This is a genomic window from Paenibacillus sp. FSL K6-1558 (assembly GCF_038002565.1).
GTDB classification, from domain to species: domain Bacteria; phylum Bacillota; class Bacilli; order Paenibacillales; family Paenibacillaceae; genus Paenibacillus; species Paenibacillus polysaccharolyticus.
Map to the genome: position 1 here is coordinate 5911475 of NZ_JBBOCV010000001.1, position 18030 is coordinate 5929504.

The 18030-nt window shown below is 44.6% G+C and carries 9 protein-coding genes and 1 tRNA gene; 6 read left to right on the plus strand and 4 right to left on the minus strand.

Translation table 11 applies throughout. The features are described 5' to 3' along the window. Positions 1 to 84 precede the first annotated feature (84 nt). Positions 85 to 306, minus strand: a complete 222-nt coding sequence (locus MHI38_RS25770) for an alpha/beta-type small acid-soluble spore protein (RefSeq protein WP_017689472.1) — start codon at positions 304 to 306, stop codon at positions 85 to 87. Positions 307 to 421: 115 nt separating this feature from the next. Here MHI38_RS25770 and nrdR point away from each other — a divergent pair, with 115 nt between their 5' ends. The 4 genes from nrdR to MHI38_RS25790 all read left to right on the plus strand — a co-directional run bounded on the left by nrdR (position 422) and on the right by MHI38_RS25790 (position 2972). After that, positions 422 to 889 carry a transcriptional regulator NrdR gene (nrdR, locus tag MHI38_RS25775; RefSeq protein ID WP_090920285.1) on the plus strand — a complete coding sequence of 156 codons (468 nt, stop codon included), beginning with the start codon at positions 422 to 424 and terminating at the stop codon, positions 887 to 889. Between the two features lie 206 nt (positions 890 to 1095). Next, positions 1096 to 1168, plus strand: a tRNA-Ala gene (locus MHI38_RS25780). Between the two features lie 107 nt (positions 1169 to 1275). Further along, entirely contained in the window at positions 1276 to 2238 is a 963-nt protein-coding gene (locus MHI38_RS25785) for a WYL domain-containing protein (protein WP_154886720.1), read from the plus strand. Between the two features lie 107 nt (positions 2239 to 2345). Then, positions 2346 to 2972 carry a type 1 glutamine amidotransferase family protein gene (locus MHI38_RS25790; protein WP_154886718.1) on the plus strand — a complete coding sequence of 209 codons (627 nt, stop codon included), beginning with the start codon at positions 2346 to 2348 and terminating at the stop codon, positions 2970 to 2972. Positions 2973 to 3152: 180 nt separating this feature from the next. Here MHI38_RS25790 and MHI38_RS25795 read toward each other — a convergent pair whose 3' ends face one another. Then, positions 3153 to 6767 (minus strand): S-layer homology domain-containing protein, encoded by a 3615-nt coding sequence (locus MHI38_RS25795; protein ID WP_341181845.1) that lies wholly within the window; start codon positions 6765 to 6767, stop codon positions 3153 to 3155. A 468-nt stretch (positions 6768 to 7235) separates the two neighbouring features. On the opposite strand from MHI38_RS25795, the gene MHI38_RS25800 reads away from it, so the two are divergent. Continuing rightward, positions 7236 to 15494: an immunoglobulin-like domain-containing protein gene (locus tag MHI38_RS25800; RefSeq protein WP_341181846.1), complete on the plus strand. Its 8259-nt coding sequence runs from the start codon at positions 7236 to 7238 to the stop codon at positions 15492 to 15494. Between the two features lie 158 nt (positions 15495 to 15652). Here MHI38_RS25800 and MHI38_RS25805 read toward each other — a convergent pair whose 3' ends face one another. Beyond that, positions 15653 to 16183, minus strand: coding sequence for a glutathione reductase (locus MHI38_RS25805; RefSeq protein WP_154886711.1), 531 nt, complete (start codon positions 16181 to 16183; stop codon positions 15653 to 15655). 206 nt (positions 16184 to 16389) lie between these two features. Between MHI38_RS25805 and MHI38_RS25810 the strand changes: the two genes are divergently transcribed. Then, entirely contained in the window at positions 16390 to 17058 is a 669-nt protein-coding gene (locus tag MHI38_RS25810) for a Type 1 glutamine amidotransferase-like domain-containing protein (RefSeq protein WP_154886709.1), read from the plus strand. A 27-nt stretch (positions 17059 to 17085) separates the two neighbouring features. Here MHI38_RS25810 and MHI38_RS25815 read toward each other — a convergent pair whose 3' ends face one another. Beyond that, on the minus strand, positions 17086 to 17994 hold the full coding sequence (locus MHI38_RS25815; protein ID WP_261769173.1) for an FAD:protein FMN transferase: 909 nt from the start codon (positions 17992 to 17994) through the stop codon (positions 17086 to 17088). Positions 17995 to 18030 lie beyond the last annotated feature (36 nt).

An 18030-nucleotide genomic window follows, 5' to 3' on the forward strand; every position in this document is an offset into this window, starting at 1 on the left:
AAAAGATAAGGAGAAGCACGGAGCAGACCGGTAGTGTACCGGCCGCCCCATGCTCCTCTGTGTAACGTATTACGATGCAGATGATTATTGGTATTGACCTGCCAATTGCTGTTCTGCAATTGTTACCAGACGCTTCGTGATGTATCCACCGATCGAACCGTTCTCGTAAGAAGTCATGTTACCTTGGTACCCATCTTGTGGGATGCTGATTCCGAGTTCTTGAGCTACTTCATATTTCATTTGCTCCAGGGCTGCGGAAGCTTTAGTTACAACCAAGTTGTTGGAGTTACCGTTGCTTTGTGCCATTGCTGTTCACCTCCTCGCGGGTTGGTAAAAGTATTATGTGTCGCGAATGCGATTTTCATTACAAGATATGCTCAGGGAATATGTGGTAAAAAGTAAAAGTGGGAAGTGATCTAAGTTGAAATGTCCTTATTGTGGTTATTTAGGTACCAAAGTGTTGGACTCCAGACCAGCGAATGAATCGAAATCCATCCGCCGCCGCCGCGAATGCGAGCAGTGTGCGAGAAGATTTACAACCTTTGAAATGATCGAAGAAACACCGTTGATTGTCATTAAGAAGGACGGCAGCCGGGAAGAGTTCAGCCGTGACAAAATTCTCCGTGGTTTGATCCGTGCGTGTGAGAAGCGTCCGGTCTCTGTAGAAACGCTGGAGATGATGGTATCCGAAGTGGAGAAGTCACTGCGTAACACAGCCGAGGCTGAAGTGGAGAGCCGCCAAATTGGTGAGCTTTTAATGGAGCAGCTGTTTCCGGTCGATGAAGTAGCGTATGTGCGATTTGCTTCGGTGTACCGCCAGTTCAAAGACATTAACATGTTCATGAAAGAACTGAAATCACTGTTGTCCAAAGAAGATCTGGAGGACTAATGTAGTGGGGGAAAAGGAGAAGAGCAATCCGGAGCTGCATCTGGTATATGCCATGCCGTGTGTGCCCGTAACATGAATGTTCTTCTCCATAAGATTTCGGCGATAGAAAAGATTGTTGACAGTCCAGAAGGGATTTTATATGATATAGAAGTCGCCTGTAAAAATGAGTTTTCAGCAGTGCTGGACAAGATATAATTTTATATCCTGGGGCCTTAGCTCAGCTGGGAGAGCGCATCGCTGGCAGCGATGAGGTCAGGGGTTCGATCCCCCTAGGCTCCATAAGAGTTTGACAAAAAGAACGGCAGAGATGCCGTTCTTTTGTTTTTGTGAAAATCAATTGACGTATGTGGAATTCCTATTATGATGATATGGGGGAGGGGTGTTTTATGCCCAAAAAAGATAATATGTTAGCCATCCTATGGATGTTGAACTCGGGAGAGAAGTTGACTGCAAAACAAATATCCGAAAAGCTAGAAGTCAATATAAGAACCGTTTATCGGTATATTGATGCACTATGTTCTAGTGGGGTGCCGATCATATCCGACGCAGGCCATCATGGTGGATATAGTCTGCTGAATCATTTTATCAGAGCGCCTCTATTATTTGATATGGAAGAAAAAAAGACACTTCTTCATGCTGCTGTTTTTGCAAAAGAAGCTGGATACCCCTTGAGTGAGACATTAGAGAATGCGACAGCCAAGTTGAAAATGTATTCGAATGAGCAACAGGAGAGCGCACTAAACCAACAATTATCTGGATTTGAAGTGATAAACCGCATGGCCAGCCCTTCGAGTCAGCTCGTATTAGCGGAATTGGAGCATGCTGTTGAAAAGGAAATCACTGTAGAGATAGATTACCGTACAAACCATGAAGAGAAGCCAAAGAACAGGATGATAGATCCGTATGGTATCGTTTACTGGAACAATAAATGGTATACAATTGCATTTTGCCACCGAAGAAATGAAATACGAAGTTTCCGGGTAGATCGGATTTTAATGATCAAGCGTACTCAACTAATCTTTAAGCGTCCTGAAGCTTTTTCTAGCCGTGACTTTTTTATGAAAAACCTGTTACCTGATCTTGTGGGGAAGGAAGGGTTAATTTCTTTAAGGATCGAAGGCAGGCCGGAAGCGTTAGACGAACTAAGCATGCATTGGTTTTTAGGCCATCATCTGCAAGAGCGAACATCTAATCAAGCCATCTTTTTATTTGAGGAAAAATCCATTCATAATTCTGTCCCTTATTTTCTTCTATCCTATGGTGTATCCATTCGAATCATCGAACCCCAGAGTGTGAAAGACAGGCTTGTTGCTATTGCAGCAGAGTTAATGGAATATTATCAACAATAATAGCTTCACTGACAGCGGATGTCAGTGAAGCTGTTTTATAATGAGATAGTCAGTGATTATCGATGGATTGTAGTCCTTGATAGATAAGAAAAGGGGAGAAATTCAAAATGAAAAACACAGTATATCTTTATGTTTTTGACAGCATGTCCGATTGGGAGATAGGTTATTTAACTGCTGAGCTGAACTCAGGAAGATACTTTAGAAAGGGACTGGCTCCAGTACAAATCGTTACTGTTGGGCTCGAAAAGACTCCGGTAATTACAATGGGTGGGTTGAAAATAACACCTGATATTACAGTGGATGAGTGCAACATTACAAGCGTAGATGCATTGATTTTACCTGGGGGAAACACATGGACAGAGGATATTCACAGGCCCATATTAAAATTTGCCGAGATGTGTTTACAGGAAGGGATCGTAGTTGGAGCGATTTGCGGAGCTTCCATAGGACTTGCTCAAGCAGGCATGTTAGATTCCCGCTCGCATACAAGCAATGATCTGGCGTATCTTAAAATGATTTGTCCGTCTTACACAGGCGAAGAATATTACAAATTGGACGTTGCTGTTACGGATGGAAAACTGATCACCGCTTCCGGAGTAGCTCCACTTGAATTTTCTGTTCATGTTTTAGGAGCGCTAGATGTATTTTCTCCAGAAACATTAGACGCATGGTATCGTCTTAATAAAACGCATGAACCTCAGTATTTCTACGCGTTAATGAATTCAATCCAATGACCGCTCCGTTCAAGAGAAACGCCATCACTTCAATGTGATGGCGTTTTTTGATGGATTGCTCCGTAAGTCTGTCTTCTTATCGGAAGTGAAAGAAAAGACGTTTTCTAAAATGGTCCTCTACAATGGAGGACTTTAGGTATGTTGCTTAGCCAGAAGGAGCGTATCATCCTGTACACGCTTTCAATTATGCGAGTGTTCGATGAACCTTACAAAGAGAGTAGCTGCTTCGGAGCGGGTAGCAGTGGCTTTAGGAGCAAAGAGATTGTCCGAATTGCCTAATACAATACCGTTGCTCCGCATCACCTTAACGGCCTCCAATGCCCATGAGCTGATCTCACTCTCGTCCGTGAAGGACTTAGACTGGCTTTCAGGTATTTGATAGCCCTTGTACTGCATGTAGTTGTAAAGGATTACTAACATCTGCTCGCGAGTCATCTGAGAATTAGGGTCAAACAGATTGGCGTTTAAACCGTTGACTATGCCTTTTTCTGCCGCCCACTCGACTGCCGCCGTGTACCATTGTCCGTCCGTCACGTCGCTATAGCGGGAACTCCTATAGTCGGTTTGTTTTACGTTCTCCAGATTGGCTAGTACCTGCACGAACATTGCACGTGTCATTCCGGTGCTAGGTGAGAATGATGTAGAAGTCGTGCCGTTGAAAAGGTTGTATGTGTAAGCGGAATTTACGTTACTGTAGAACCAGTCATCCATGGTGGTATCCCTAAAAGGATTGCCCGATCGTATGAGGAAGCCCAATGAGGTGGCATCATTGAATGCAAGCACCGTAGCCTCACGGATGTTTAGCGACAAGCCGCTGTTTAAGTCGACTTTTGCTCCGTCCGGTCCAATCAATATCGTACCGTCGCCCCGGATCTTTGATCCTTCATGGATATGCAATTGATTGTCATTTGGCAGGTTCACGTTGGCTACTTTGCCACCCACAGTGACCGTACCGTCGTTTTCGATTGTCGATCCACCAGAAATGGTCACTGTGCCTTTGCTGCTAGGTAGCGTCACTTGGGCGATCTTGTCCGCCGGAATAGTCACCTTACCGTTAGAGTCTATCGTTGTACCCTCTGGTACCGTGATCTCGATCTCGCCTTTGGTTGAAATCTTGCCGCCACCGGGCAGGGTGGTAATTCCATTTTTGTCCGTGACAGCGGGTTTATCCTTCGGTGTAGTCAGGGTGTAGTTCGAATTTGATATTCCGTTATCTGTCCCGGTGCCCGTACTGTCGGAGTTGCTTGTGTTACCAATGTTGCCTGTATTACCGGAAGTTCCACCAGAACCAGGCACGGTAGGAGTTGTCGCCGCTGTTAGCATGGCCGTCACACTGATCTCTGCTCCATCGCCCTTCGCGTTCAACGCGATGATCTTGAAGCTGTAGCTTTGGCCGTTTGTCAGGTTATTGAAGGTATATTTGGTCTCCGCCGCATCCAATGTGACTGGCGGTACGTTGCCATACCATACCTTATAGCCTAATATCGCGCTACCACCGTTGTCAGCAGGAGCAGACCAGCTCAAGGTGACCCGTCCGTCACCTACTGTCGCCTTGAGTCCACTCGGCGCACCGGGCGCAGCCGGTTTTCTTTGTGCGAACATCCAATCAAAGACATCTGTGTAGTCATTGTTCCAGGCCGGCAAGTTAGAGGATTGTGCCGTGGGAGCTATACTCCAAGTTCCCATCGTTATCTCGTTGTAGAGAACAGCCGCTTCAACTTCATGCGCTATATAATCCGCCAGAACAGGTGTGTTGGCAGGATTAGGTCTCAGATTAGGCTGATCAAATTGATTGTAAGGCCACGTAAGTACCTCATTACTTTCAAAGCGTGAAGCCCTTGCGTTAATCATTTTCGGCATATTGTTATTGATGTAATTATTGAGGTTAGTCTGGTAGCCACCAACATTATGAGCATTTAAAAACATCCAATAGGCCAAGTTATTGTGTGCCTCATTGGAGTTAGCGTTCGGTGAACCGCTTACCGGGGCCATCGGTGCGGCAGCAGCGAAGAAGCCGGGATAGCTGTTAACTAAGTTGTTCGTATACTGCCCGCCCCAGGAGAAGCCTGCTGCATAAATACGGTTAGGATCTACTTCGCCGCTAGCGATCAAGGCGTCAATGACCTTTTTAACATTCTGTGTGGAGGGAACAGAAACGCCATTATAGGAAATATTCAGGATGTGGCTGGCGTATTTTTCGGGATTCTGGGCCATTTTTTTCATTAGAGCGACGGAGCCGTTGGCAGATTTCATGGCCGCTTTTTGGTCCGCCGCAGCGTTTGTGCCGCCGCGTGACATGCCGTGGGTGTACACATATAACGGCAATCCTTTCATCACGTTACCGTCTTCATCCTTATGAAGGTAGAGCGAGCGATTGACCGAATGATCCGTGAAGGTTGTGAACTTATCAAGGATGGCATTTACAACTTTTTCTTGCTCAAAAACCACGTTGTGAAGTGCATTCCCCTCTGTCAGCACGATCTCACCCTTTGGGCTGAGGGTGTAAACCTGCTTTGTTGAGTTACTGCTGCCGTCCAGTGTTGTATTGCCGCCGCTTTCTGAATAAAACTCAGACTCAACCACGATGTAACGCCCGCTCGCCAGTCCGTCCTGATAATCTGGTGAATTGCTAACCGGCCCCACATAGCCGCGTACCTTCGGTTCATCATTAGCATATACCCTTGTGATCTTGCGTGGTCCTTCTAAGGTAACCGCTTCACCATTCAGGGTGGTGTTCCTAACCGATAAGGCGAACAAGTCCGGATTAAGCGCGGAGCCTAACGCCGCCTTTCCCTCGCCTAAGTCAATGATGACAGCCGTTGTGTACTCCCCGCTGGCAAAGTTGTCATTCCATACGATAAAGGGGAGTACCCCTGCGTCCGGATCGTTCTTGAATGTCACATGAATGGTATGGTTAGCCTCAATATTCGAAAAGGTATAAGAGCTAGAAGATAGAGTCACAATCTCGCCATCTACCGTTACCGTATCCACAACTTTACCGGAATCGGGGGTAAACGTTATTTCTTTGTTAGAGCCCCGATCTACTCTAAACACATCGCCGGGTGGGTTCGACATGATCGAGCCGCCCGGCCCGGCAGTTGCGGTAATGGATAATCTAGTGTCCACTTCATTGGCTGAGATAAGCTGCAGGCTGTCTGTAAATGAATCAGAGCTAGTATAAGCCGCGTCGGGTACTCCAAAAGAGGAAACGACTTCATAGCGGTCACCGCCGTTTTCCGTTGAGTTATTAATGTAGACCTCAAAGGTAAGCTTTCCCTCCTGTAAGGTCAAGTTTCTTTTGGGTATTCTCATCTCCACGATATATCCAGTTTCCGTAATCTGGGTCCATGCAGCTCTGCCAGGAGCGGCCTGCCCTGAAAACACACCCGTCGCGCTGACACGCCATTGATTAGAGCCACTGGTTCCGGTACCCACATAAAACTCCAGGCTGTCGTACCGGTGATCTCCGCCAGCTCCCTGATATAGATTACTGTCATTCACAACTACACGGGCATACAGGTAGTCGTGATCCCAGAGGATTCTAGCTGTGCCCGTGGCATGGGGTCTTGGGTCGGTGGGCACCGTGCTTTTGTTGATGTGATGTTCCATGGTTTGGCTCCAGAGTGGGTCGTTTGACCCGAGTTCGGGAGTGCCAAAAATGGCGGCCTTTGTTTCATTTGTTACTGCTGAGCTCTCAATGTTGTCACTGTCGGCAGCGTAGCTCGTAGGCATTAGCGAGGTCACCATTACCAAGCAACAAAGGAACGCGAGCATTTTTCTAAATCGTTTTGGCATAGATGCAATCCTCCTTATTTTTTGATCCGGTGCGCTCATGGTTTACTCGCATCCGTATTTGGAAGCGTTATCAAGTTTATAAGCGCCCAACTATATATATTATGTTTATCTAGAGTTAAATCCTTTATTTTCAATGTAAAGTATATATTGGAATAAAAACGATTGATTCGAGGAATAGGGACAATGCTTCAATCCAAATCAAATTTCAAATTGAAATAAAAAAGTCCACGTTATTAACATGATAGTACATTGAATTGAAATATCGGAACACGTAATATGAAAAAATGTAAGCGTATTCATTTTGGGGTGGTTCTCTAGTTTCTTGAGTGAAGGGGTCTTGGTTTGAAAGCGAGCTATGGTTTTGTGTGCTTCTGAATATTCAATGAGGGGAAGAATGCTATGCGAAAGCGAATGACAAACATCACTTTGGTTTTACTGTTGACCTTCAGTAGCTGTTTTAGTTTTGGTATGCCATTTAAAAATCAAGCTTCAGCTGACCCAATTACACCAACGATGTTGGCGCATTATCCATTGCTTGAAGATGTGTTGGATACATCAGGTAATGGCAAGCATGGGACGGCTGTAGGCAATATCACTTATGCCGATGGTCTTACTCTGCCTGGAGGGACCGATAGTACTACGAATTACGTGCAACTTCCTACGGGTTTGTTCGACCATCAAGAAAACACAACGATCTCTGTATGGATGAAGAGTAACACTGGACGTGGGAATTACGCAGCCTTATTCTACGGTACGCCAGCAGCTGAAAATAAGTTGCCAACGAATTACTGGCTGTTTAATCCATCCAATCCAAGTGGTGAGTTTAAGTCCGTATTTACAGATGGCAATAATGTTGATCAGCCTTGGACGACGGAGGTAGGCGTATCAGGCCCTTCTACGTCACAGTATGAAGGTCAATGGGTTCACTATACAACGGTGATTACAGAAGACTCTATTACAGGTTACATTAACGGAGTAAGTATAGGCACCGTCTCCAAAGAGAAAACAACAGCAAGCTTTGGTACGGATTTGCAAGCTTACATCGGTCGCTCCAATTATTTGGGGGATGCTACTTTTGCGGGTAGCTTTCAAGATTTGAGAATTTACGGAGAGGCATTAAGTAGTGATGATATCGCTGGAGTATATCAACAATCACTCGATGAAAAGCAAGTACAACAAAGCAAAAAAGAGCTGACGTTAGGTGACCTATCTGCCGTTACCGAATCTCTTGAACTTCCTTCTGTCAATAAATATGGCGCATCGATAGTATGGTCTTCCAGTGATGAAAGTGCAATTAGCCCAACGGGGGAAGTGTTTTTACGAGAAATGGAGCAACAAGTGACGTTAACGGCAACCATTTCTTTGGGTGGGAGCCAAGCAACGAAGGCGTTTATCGTCACCTTGTTGCCTAAGGATGACTCTATTGAACAAGTTACTGTTAAAGGTGTATCTCTTAATGAATCTACACTTCGTTTATCAGTAGGGGACAGCGAGACACTCGTGGCTACAATTTCACCTGCGAATGCAACCAATAAAAAAGTTACCTGGACATCGAGTAATTCCAGTGTAGCGAATGTCGATTCGGCAGGTAACGTTACAGCGGTTAGTGAAGGGACAGCCACCATTAAGGTACAAACGAAAGATGGAGATTTTACAGCTGTATCCGCTATTAACGTTCAAGCCAAGTCGCAAAATGATGATCTGATTCTTCATTACAACATGAAAACCACTGCAGAAGTAGATGGTCAACTCGTACTGAAGGATGTCGCCAACAAACAAGTTACATTTGATGGAATATTTAAAAATGCAAATAATGGACAATTCATTTCTAACAGTGAGGTTGGTTTTATTTCCTTCAATGGTGGGAGCTCTACATCGAATAGTGGATACGTTGAGATTCCTAAGGGCTCCAATGGACTAGATCTATTACAAGGTCTGAATGAGATTACCGTATCTTCCATCGTGAACTGGACGAATGATGGTACGAATCGCTGGTTTTTCGGTCTGGGTACAGTGTTAACACCGGAAACAAACAAGTATTTTTTTGTAACTCCACGTCACGGTAGCGGAGCGGGCAATATGATTGCTACAGGTATTTCTAGAAATGGCTGGCCGAACGAAGCGTTAGTGACAGGTAGCGCAAACTCAAACCTGATCGCTGGACAGTGGAAGCATCTAACGGTGTCCTTCTCTGAAGCCAGCAACACGATCACATTATTTGTGGATGGAGTCAAGGTTACTTCAGGTAATGCGAAGGGACTCAAGCTGTCAGACATCATTAATCCAGATTCTACGTTCTCTGGATTTATCGGCAAGTCCATCTTCGCGAACGATCCATATCTTCAAGGAAGCATAGCTGATTTCCGAGTATATGACCGTGCGTTGACGGAGCAAGAAGTGGGCGAGTTATATCAACAAGAAGCCGTAACTCACATCTCGAAAATACGTCAGCTTACTGTTGATGATGCAGCGAATCAACTTAGCATAGATCGTTACTTGGACGAGGCAGATCAGAGTGCGGATAAAATAACGAAAAATGTTACCTTACCAACAAGCGGTAAAAACGGTGTAAGTATCACATGGAGTTCCAGTCAGCCTACAGTTATTTCTAACAGTGGCGCTGTACAACGTCCAGATGCTCAGTCAAGCGATGTTCAAGCAGAGCTAACGGCTACATTAACGTATCAAGGCGTATCTACATCGGCTGTATTCCCTGTTACGATCTTGAAGCAATTTGATGACCAGCAAAAGGTTGATCTGGATGCTGAACAATTAGAGATCTACAATGCAGACAATGTTAAAGGAAATTTGCGTCTTGTGACTAAGGGTGAACAAGGCTCCACGATTACGTGGACGTCTAGCAGACCTACCGTTGTTAAAGGCACGGCTGAAGCGGCTAGTAATGCTACACAGTTAGGGTGGGTAAGCCGCCAAGCTACGGAGGTACCCGTTAAGTTAACAGCCACAATTACAAATGGCTCAGCTTCCAAAGAGCGTACGTTTGATCTTACCGTTAAAAAAGCAGCTGCGCCAGTACAGCTTGATGCGTACTTCTTTGCGTACTTTACAGGTGAATATGAGGGTGGTGAAGAAATTTCCTTCGCTACGGCTGAAGATCCATTGTACTGGAAAGCGTTGAACAATGGGAAGTCGATCCTTCAATCGAATATGGGTGAAAAGGGACTTCGTGATCCATTCGTTATTCGTTCAGCAGAAGGTGATAAATTCTATATGCTGGCAACCGATTTGAAAATGGGTGAAAGTACGAATTTCGACCAGGCTCAAATTACGGGCAGTCATTACATGATGATCTGGGAGTCGGAGGATCTCGTCAACTGGAGTGAGCAACGAATGGTCAAGGTTGCTCCCAAGACAGGAGGAAATACGTGGGCGCCAGAAGCGATCTATGATCCTGCAACTGGAGAGTATATCGTATTTTGGGCATCATCGATGAAAAATACAGAGACATACGGTGATTATAACGGGAGACCGGCAGGTCAGTATAATGTGATGTATTATGCAACAACACGAGATTTCTATAACTTTTCAGAGCCAAAGGTCATGATTGATGAGTCACTTCCAACCATTGATACGACGTTTATTGAGCATAATGATATGTTGTATCGATTTACCAAATCAGAAGTCAATACCAAAGTGTATGTGGAGAAAGCACCAAATTTCTACTATGACAAGGACGGTATTGCTGCCAATGGCCTTCAATACGACGCTGTTCCGGGTACACGTGATAACAAACTTGGCTTGATCGGAAAAAATGGAAACAACGAAGGACAAACCATATTTAAGGATATTCATCAAGACAAGTGGTATCTGTTCCTGGATTCATGGCCTTATCATGTACGATATACAACAGATCTGAATAGCAGCACGCAATATATTAACAATGTATTAAGCAGTGATCAATATGCACTTCCGCCAGGACCAAGGCACGGAACGGTGATCCCAATCTCACGTGCGGAGTATAATGCTTTGCAAGAGAAATATGCTGTGAAGGGACCCGCACCATCAACAGACCCGGTTGTACATTACTCATTCGATGCAAATACAGTGAATGGTACAACGTTGAACGACATTTCGGGGAACGGCCATCACGCAACACTGGTAGGTGGAGCAACGATTAATGAAGAGGATCACATCGGTAAAAAGGGCGCTTCGCTAGAGCTTAATGGGTCTACAGGATATGTGAAACTGCCAGATAACCTGATTCAATCTTTGAATCTGGAGAAGGCTACGTTCTCTACATGGGTTCAAATGGACAAAAATCAAGCCAATCAGAGAATATTTGATTTTGCTTCCGAAACAGGTAGACAGGTTAACCGCAATACCATGTACCTGAGTACACAAGGTGATACAGGTAGTCTGCAGTTCGCTGTCGTAACCCCTTTTACAGAAAAATTTAGCAATGACAGCACGAAACTCGGGTCAGATTACAAATATGCATTGCGAAATGCCGGACTATTACCAACGAAGACTTGGCAACATGTTGCCGTTACTATGGATGAATTCGAAGCAGTACTTTATGTGAATGGGAAAGAGGTTAAACGCAGCTCGACATTTAATGTTGAGCCCAGAATGTTACTGGAAACAACGATGAATTATATTGGTAAATCCAGAAATAGTTCTGATCGTCTGTTTGATGGTAAATTGGATGACTTCCGTATTTATAATCGTGCATTATCTGGTCAGGAGATTGCAGCATTAGCGGAAGAAGACGTTACTCTACCAGTAGAGCAGCCATCCGGGGCTGAGCTCATTCTGCACTACGATATGAATGATATTGATCGTGCGACTGCGACGGTTATGGACCAAACCGGAAAATTCAACGGGAAATGGATGAATCCGTCTAAGGCAGAATGGATTCGTACAGAAGATGCTGGTGTGCTGAGCTTTAACGGGGGCAGGGCGGACTCCTATGTAGAGCTGCCACAAGGAGTTCTCGATGGATTAACGGATATCACCGTCTCATCGATTGTGAATTGGAGCGGTAAAAACGCTGCGGAGTGGTTGTACGCACTAGGAAGGCCAAATAATAATACGCACTATACGTATTTCACACCACGATATAATGCTAACGGTCTAGCGCGTTTAGGCATCGCGACGAATGCCTGGAATAATGAGTCTTCAACTTCTACCACTGGCTTAAAGAATAATGAATGGAAAGTAGTGACGACGGTTGTTTCAGGCAAGGATGGCACACTAACCATTTATATTGACGGTGTTGCTGTTGCAACAGGCTCAACGAATGGAATGACGCTAGAACAAATAAAAAATACTTCAGGCAGCAGTGGAACCATCGGTAAATCATTTTATACAGCTGATCCATACTTCGGCGGGTTGATTGCAGACTTCCAAATCTATGATGGTGCTATGACTGCGGCCGAGATTACAGTCCTTAAGGCTCGTGCGGATCAGAAGATTGCTTCAATGAAGGGCATGCTTGTATCGGCTGCGACAGAGAAATTAACAATCGATGAACTGCTTGCTTCGAATACATCCAAAGATGCGATTACAAGCAATGTAACCTTGCCAACTTCAGGTGCTTATGGCACAACAATAAGCTGGACAACGGATAAGAGCAATGTGATCTCAACTACAGGTGTCGTGACTAGACCAGATAACGCAACTGGTGATCAAGTTGTAACGTTAACAGCGGTATTTACAGATGGTACAGAGACAACGAACAAAACTTTTACGATGATGGTTAAAGCATTGCCGAGCGATGCCAATGCTGTAGATGAAGCAAAAGCGGCACTAGTTGTGCATAACATTCAGGATGTAAGAGGTCATCTCTCCTTACCGACATCTGGATTATATGGGACAACGATTACTTGGGCTTCCGCTCAACCAAATGTCGTGTCGTTGACTGGGGAAGTGCAACGTCCTGCAAATAGTCGTGGAGATGTAGACGTGAAGCTTACAGCTACGATTACATTAAACTCAGCATCCGCTACGAAGGAGTTTATTGCGAAGGTCAAGGAACTGCCTGCTGATGAAAAATATGCAGGATACTTCTTCACCTATTTCACTGGGGAAGGTACTTCAACAGGTGAGCAAGTTTATTTTGCACTAAGTAACGGTAATGATCCGTTAAGCTGGCGAGAATTGAATGAGGGTAAACCTGTACTGACCTCTACCTTAGGAGAGAAGGGAGTACGTGATCCATTCATTATTCGTTCGCCTGAAGGCGACAAGTTCTACATGATCGCCACCGATCTGAAAATCAACGGTAATGGTAACTGGGGCAGAGCACAGACGTGGGGTAGCCGTTCCATTATGGTGTGGGAATCGAGTGATCTCGTCAACTGGACAGATCAACGCATGGTAGAGGTTGCACCCGAAGAAGCGGGTAATACCTGGGCACCAGAAATCATGTACGACAAGACAACAGGTGAATATATCGTATTTTGGGCATCAAGAATGTTTGATGATGCATCTCATACCGGTAACGCTTATCAACAAATGATGTATAGCAAGACAAGAGATTTCTATACGTTTACTGAACCGAAAGTATATTTGGATTATGGGTACTCCATCATTGACACTACAATGATTGAACATGATGGAAAAGTGTATCGTTTTACGAAGGATGAACGAGACAACGGAGTTACTGCTCCATTTGGCAAGATGATTTTCCAAGAGATGGGTGACTCGATCTTAGATCCAACCTTCAAGATGATTAATCAAGGTGTGGGTAACATGAAATGGGTCGAGGGGCCAACCATCTTCAAATCGAATACAGAAGAAAAGTGGTATTTATTCGTAGATGAGTTTGGTGGAAGAGGTTATATTCCATTCGAGACAACCAATCTTGCATCAGGCGAGTGGACATTATCTTCGAACTACAACTTACCCGCTAGTCCGCGTCACGGAACGGTCATTCCGATTACACAAAGTGAGTATGATGCACTCAGTGGGAAGACGGTACCGGTTAGCGGAATTAGCTTGGACAAAACGACGTTGTCCATCGTAGAAGGTCAATCAGGGCAATTGACAGCTACGATCACACCGGCAAATGCAACGAAAAAGGCAGTAAAATGGAGCTCAAGTAATCCAGCTGTAGCGACTGTAAGTGCGACAGGTCGAGTAACAGCGGTGGCACCAGGAACAGCAAGCATTACAGTAACTACAGTAGATGGTGGTATATCATCCAGCGCTACAGTAACGGTGACACCACTGGTTGAACCGACTGCGCCAGGAGAAGTGACCGGAACAAGCGTAATAGCTGGTAATCAGAAGCTTACTTTGAAATGGAGTAATCCTGCAGAAAGCGATCTGGTCGCTATTAAGATTACAGGTCATGGAAATACAGAGTTTAAGACGGTAACGCTGAATCATGCGGCTAGCAGTTATGAAGTCACAGGACTTGCAAATGGCACGCGTTATGAATTCCGTATTACTACGATAAACGTAGCGGGGCAAGAATCCGCAGGGGTTGTGGTATCGGGAACACCACATGCACCAAGCAGTGGTAATGGAGATGGTGGCGGTAGTGGTAGTGTCGGTAACATCCCTGCACCTACAGTACCACCAGCTTCTACAGGTGGAAGTGAACCGGTTGTGATGGGCAACGGTCAGATAAACATTAAGCCAGTTGTTAATGAGAACGGTGCTTCTATAGTGAAGCTAAGTCCTGATACAGTGAAGCGTGCACTTGATCAAACGACAGGTGATAAGCTACAGGTACAACTTGAAGGAGATCAAAGCTTGAACGAGTTAAGCGTTGAGTTAGCGGTAGATCCCCGCTTAACAAGTGCAGCTTCTAAGGTAGATCACATCGAGATTAACACAGGCTCAGTAGTCGTAACGTTGGCTACCGAACGGCTTGGAACAGAAACAAGCGCAGGGAAAACGTTAGGATTGTCGATCAAGAAAATAGCGGCTAATCAACTGCCAGCTGGCACACAAGCTAGGATGAATGGTGAGGTCGTATATGATATCAAGCTAACGATAGATGGTACGAAGCTTACGGCGTTTGATGGTAGAGATGATCTCGTGATTGCATTGCCATATACGCTGAAGGTTTCTGAGAATCCAAACAACATCATCGTATACGATGTAAAGGGCAACGGAGAGCTAAGAGTTGTGATGAATGGTAAATACAATGCAGGAACAGGTCAAGTAGAGTTCAAACCAACGGATCTAAGTAAGTATACGGTAGCGTATGTTGCAACGAGCTTTCAGGATGTGACCCAAGGCTGGGCGAAAGATGCGATCTCGGCATTGGGAGCAAGAGGAGTCGTAAAGGGTGTGGGCGATGGCGAGTTTAATCCGAAAGGTCAGGTGACAAGAGCAGAATTCATCACGATGCTGATGAATGTGTTGGAGTTATCGGATGAGAGCGAGGCGGCAAGCTTTAGTGATGTGAAACAAGGAGAATGGTACCATGGAAATATCGCAATCGCGCAGAAGCTGGGGATTGTGAACGGGAAACCAGATGGAAGTTTCGGAGTTCATGAGAATATTACGCGTGAAGATATGGCCGTTATGGTATACAAGGCGATCCAATTGAAGCAACTAAAATTACAAGATCGTGAAGCTATAGCTTTCAAGGATAAAGCAAACATCGCAAACTATGCGAAGCAAGCGGTAGAGACAATACAAGGAGCAGGCATCATAAACGGTGTAGGTAACGATGAGTTTGCACCGAAGAAAACGGCTAACCGTGACGAAGCAGCAATGATGATCTATAATTTATGGAGTTTGATGTAAGCTTGTTAAATATAGGGTATCTACGTGGAGTCAAGACGAAGCGGTTAACCTACTAGGCTCCCAAATAAAAGGAACGCCATCACAATACGTGATGGCGTTTTTGATATAAAAATCGGGGAACTTAGAGTAGTGTACAAGTACCAACGAGTTTTCATCCCTTATTCGGAGGTACGCGCTTTTTGCCTTGTTTCAATTAAAGTGAATACTTCATCCATGTCGAGAGAAAACATATTGCTTTTATTTGTTACTGGCTGGAAGTAGAATTCAAGTTTTTCTTTGCTGAACTGGTTCTCCAGTTCTGTCCACTGTTCCGTAGATAATAAGAGATATGCTAACGTGTCGTTGCCTAAAGACTCCATAAACCATCGAATCTGATATCGGGGAGCAATCATTTCCTGCATCGCCCGAATCGCGCTGTCTCGATCAGTCCGATCATCGGCGAACGGAATTGTATGCTTTCGATCGTTCGAACTTAACACAATATCAACGCCTCTCGGCTTGTCGATGTCGATGATCTCACACTTGATCTGATCGGATTCCGGCAGTTGACCGTTGAAGTATTGGATGATGTCCCCCTCGTCTTCTCTCCAATCAATCCAGATTAATGGCTCGTGCTCAAAAAATTGTTCAACGACGTCTTCATCAGAAGAATGTTGCAAGACATGGATAATTGGTTGTAGCGTACTCATGATCATCCCATCCCTTATTCGAAGTTTATATATACTCTATATTATCTTATAGGGTGGGCAGGTCTGAATAGGGCAACGGACATACTTCTTTTCGGAGATAGGACCATTTCTCATCATTTAATTCGATGCTATGCTAGTATGGAGTTATGTTTTTAGTTTTCTTAAGTATAGAGATAGGTCAATTATACATATGGAGGTAATACAGTTTGAGTACTCACTATTATTTCAGTTGGTTTAATAATTTTTTTCCAGAGAAACTGGTCGAACGATTGCAAGAGGATATCACAGATAGAAAATCACTTGTAATGATCAGCGCTAAGCCGTCTGATTATGAAGGAGAGCAAGTGAACTTTGAGGATATTACGGAATGGACCTGGTTAACTCAGGCTAACCTGATTTTTGATGAATATCACTTCATTGATTATCGTATGCAGAAAGAAGAGGCTCATCAGTTGATTCGGAACGCGTCTGTCATTTTTATGTGTGGAGGATATCCTGTTCAGCAGCATGAGTTTTTGGCGGAATATGAACTATCCGATATGATTAAGAATAGTAATGCCATTATCATCGGTGCAAGTGCAGGTGCATTAAATATGGCTGCAAAATGGATATCTTCGAGTGACGATACCCCTAAGGCTGAAACAACGACGATTTATGAGGGTTTGAGCTTTGATCATTTTGCCTATGAATCTCATTCTAGGCGCGACTATGGCGCTTTTGTTAAAGGATACCTGTTTCCACTATCTGAACAGATGAATGTGTATGCGGCAGAGCAGGAGAGTGCTATTCGTGTAAAAGACGGCAAAATGGATATCTTAGGCCCTGTATATTTAATCTCCGAATCTAAGATTCAGAAATTGATTGAAACACTCTGAGAATCGCCTGAACAATCTCCTCATTCATTAACTGGATAGTGGTTGGATTCTTCCCCGTAGACTTTCGGTGTAGGCCAGATTCCCATCTGTCGTGATGACGGCGGCTTCGATATGTTTCATTTGATTCACTTTATGAATAATGGAGGCCGCATCTAATCCGAATAATTCTGTCGTATAGATGTCACAGTCGAGTGATCTATCCGCAATAATGGTTAACGAAGCGACATTACTTTCAATGGGATAGCCTGTTTTGCTACTAAAGATATGATGGTACTGCTGTCCTTTCTTTTCTAAAACACGCTCGTATATGCCTGAGGTAACGACGGATTGCTCCCTGATACTGACGATTGCTGCTGCATTGCCTCTGGGTAAAAAGGGATTCTGTATTCCCACATTCCAGTGACTCGAACCCGAAGGGGAGTCCCCATGAACAAGCACATTTCCGCCCATATCGACCATAGCTGAGATTACTCCGTTTTTCTTGAAAAAGGCCATCACCTGATCGGCAAAATAACCTTTAGCGATGGCTCCCAGGTCGATTTCCATCCCCTTTTTTAATAAATGTACGGTCTGGTGCTCATCATTGAGCTGTATATGTTCAGGCTTTAAGAGCGCCAGTACCTTCTTAATCTCTGCATCCTCTGGCACCTGTGCCTCGCGGAAACCGATTCTCCACAATTTGATCAACGGGCCAATCGCAATATTTAAAAAAGAATCTTCCTCCAGGCTATGTTCTTTGCCTATCTTGATGAGATCATACAGCTCCCTGTCGACTTGAAGCGGTTGGGAGGCGGCTTCTTGCTTCAACATCGCGAGCTGTGAGTGATCACTGTTGGCGCTAAACACTTTCTCGTAACGGAACAGCATATTCTCTGCTTCCTGCGCGAACTCTTCTGCATCTTCCCCCTCGATAAATAGAGAAATCTTAGTTCCCATGAGAGGGATCATTTTCGTAAAAGTATTTATGCGGAT

Coding starts and splice junctions, on each gene's coding strand:
- MHI38_RS25770 (WP_017689472.1), bottom strand. CDS start 306: ATGGCACAAAGCAACGGTAACTCCAACAACTTGGTTGTAACTAAAGCT.
- MHI38_RS25785 (WP_154886720.1), top strand. CDS start 1,276: ATGCCCAAAAAAGATAATATGTTAGCCATCCTATGGATGTTGAACTCG.
- MHI38_RS25790 (WP_154886718.1), top strand. CDS start 2,346: ATGAAAAACACAGTATATCTTTATGTTTTTGACAGCATGTCCGATTGG.
- MHI38_RS25795 (WP_341181845.1), bottom strand. CDS start 6,767: ATGCCAAAACGATTTAGAAAAATGCTCGCGTTCCTTTGTTGCTTGGTA.
- MHI38_RS25800 (WP_341181846.1), top strand. CDS start 7,236: ATGCCATTTAAAAATCAAGCTTCAGCTGACCCAATTACACCAACGATG.
- MHI38_RS25805 (WP_154886711.1), bottom strand. CDS start 16,183: ATGAGTACGCTACAACCAATTATCCATGTCTTGCAACATTCTTCTGAT.
- MHI38_RS25815 (WP_261769173.1), bottom strand. CDS start 17,994: ATGGGAACTAAGATTTCTCTATTTATCGAGGGGGAAGATGCAGAAGAG.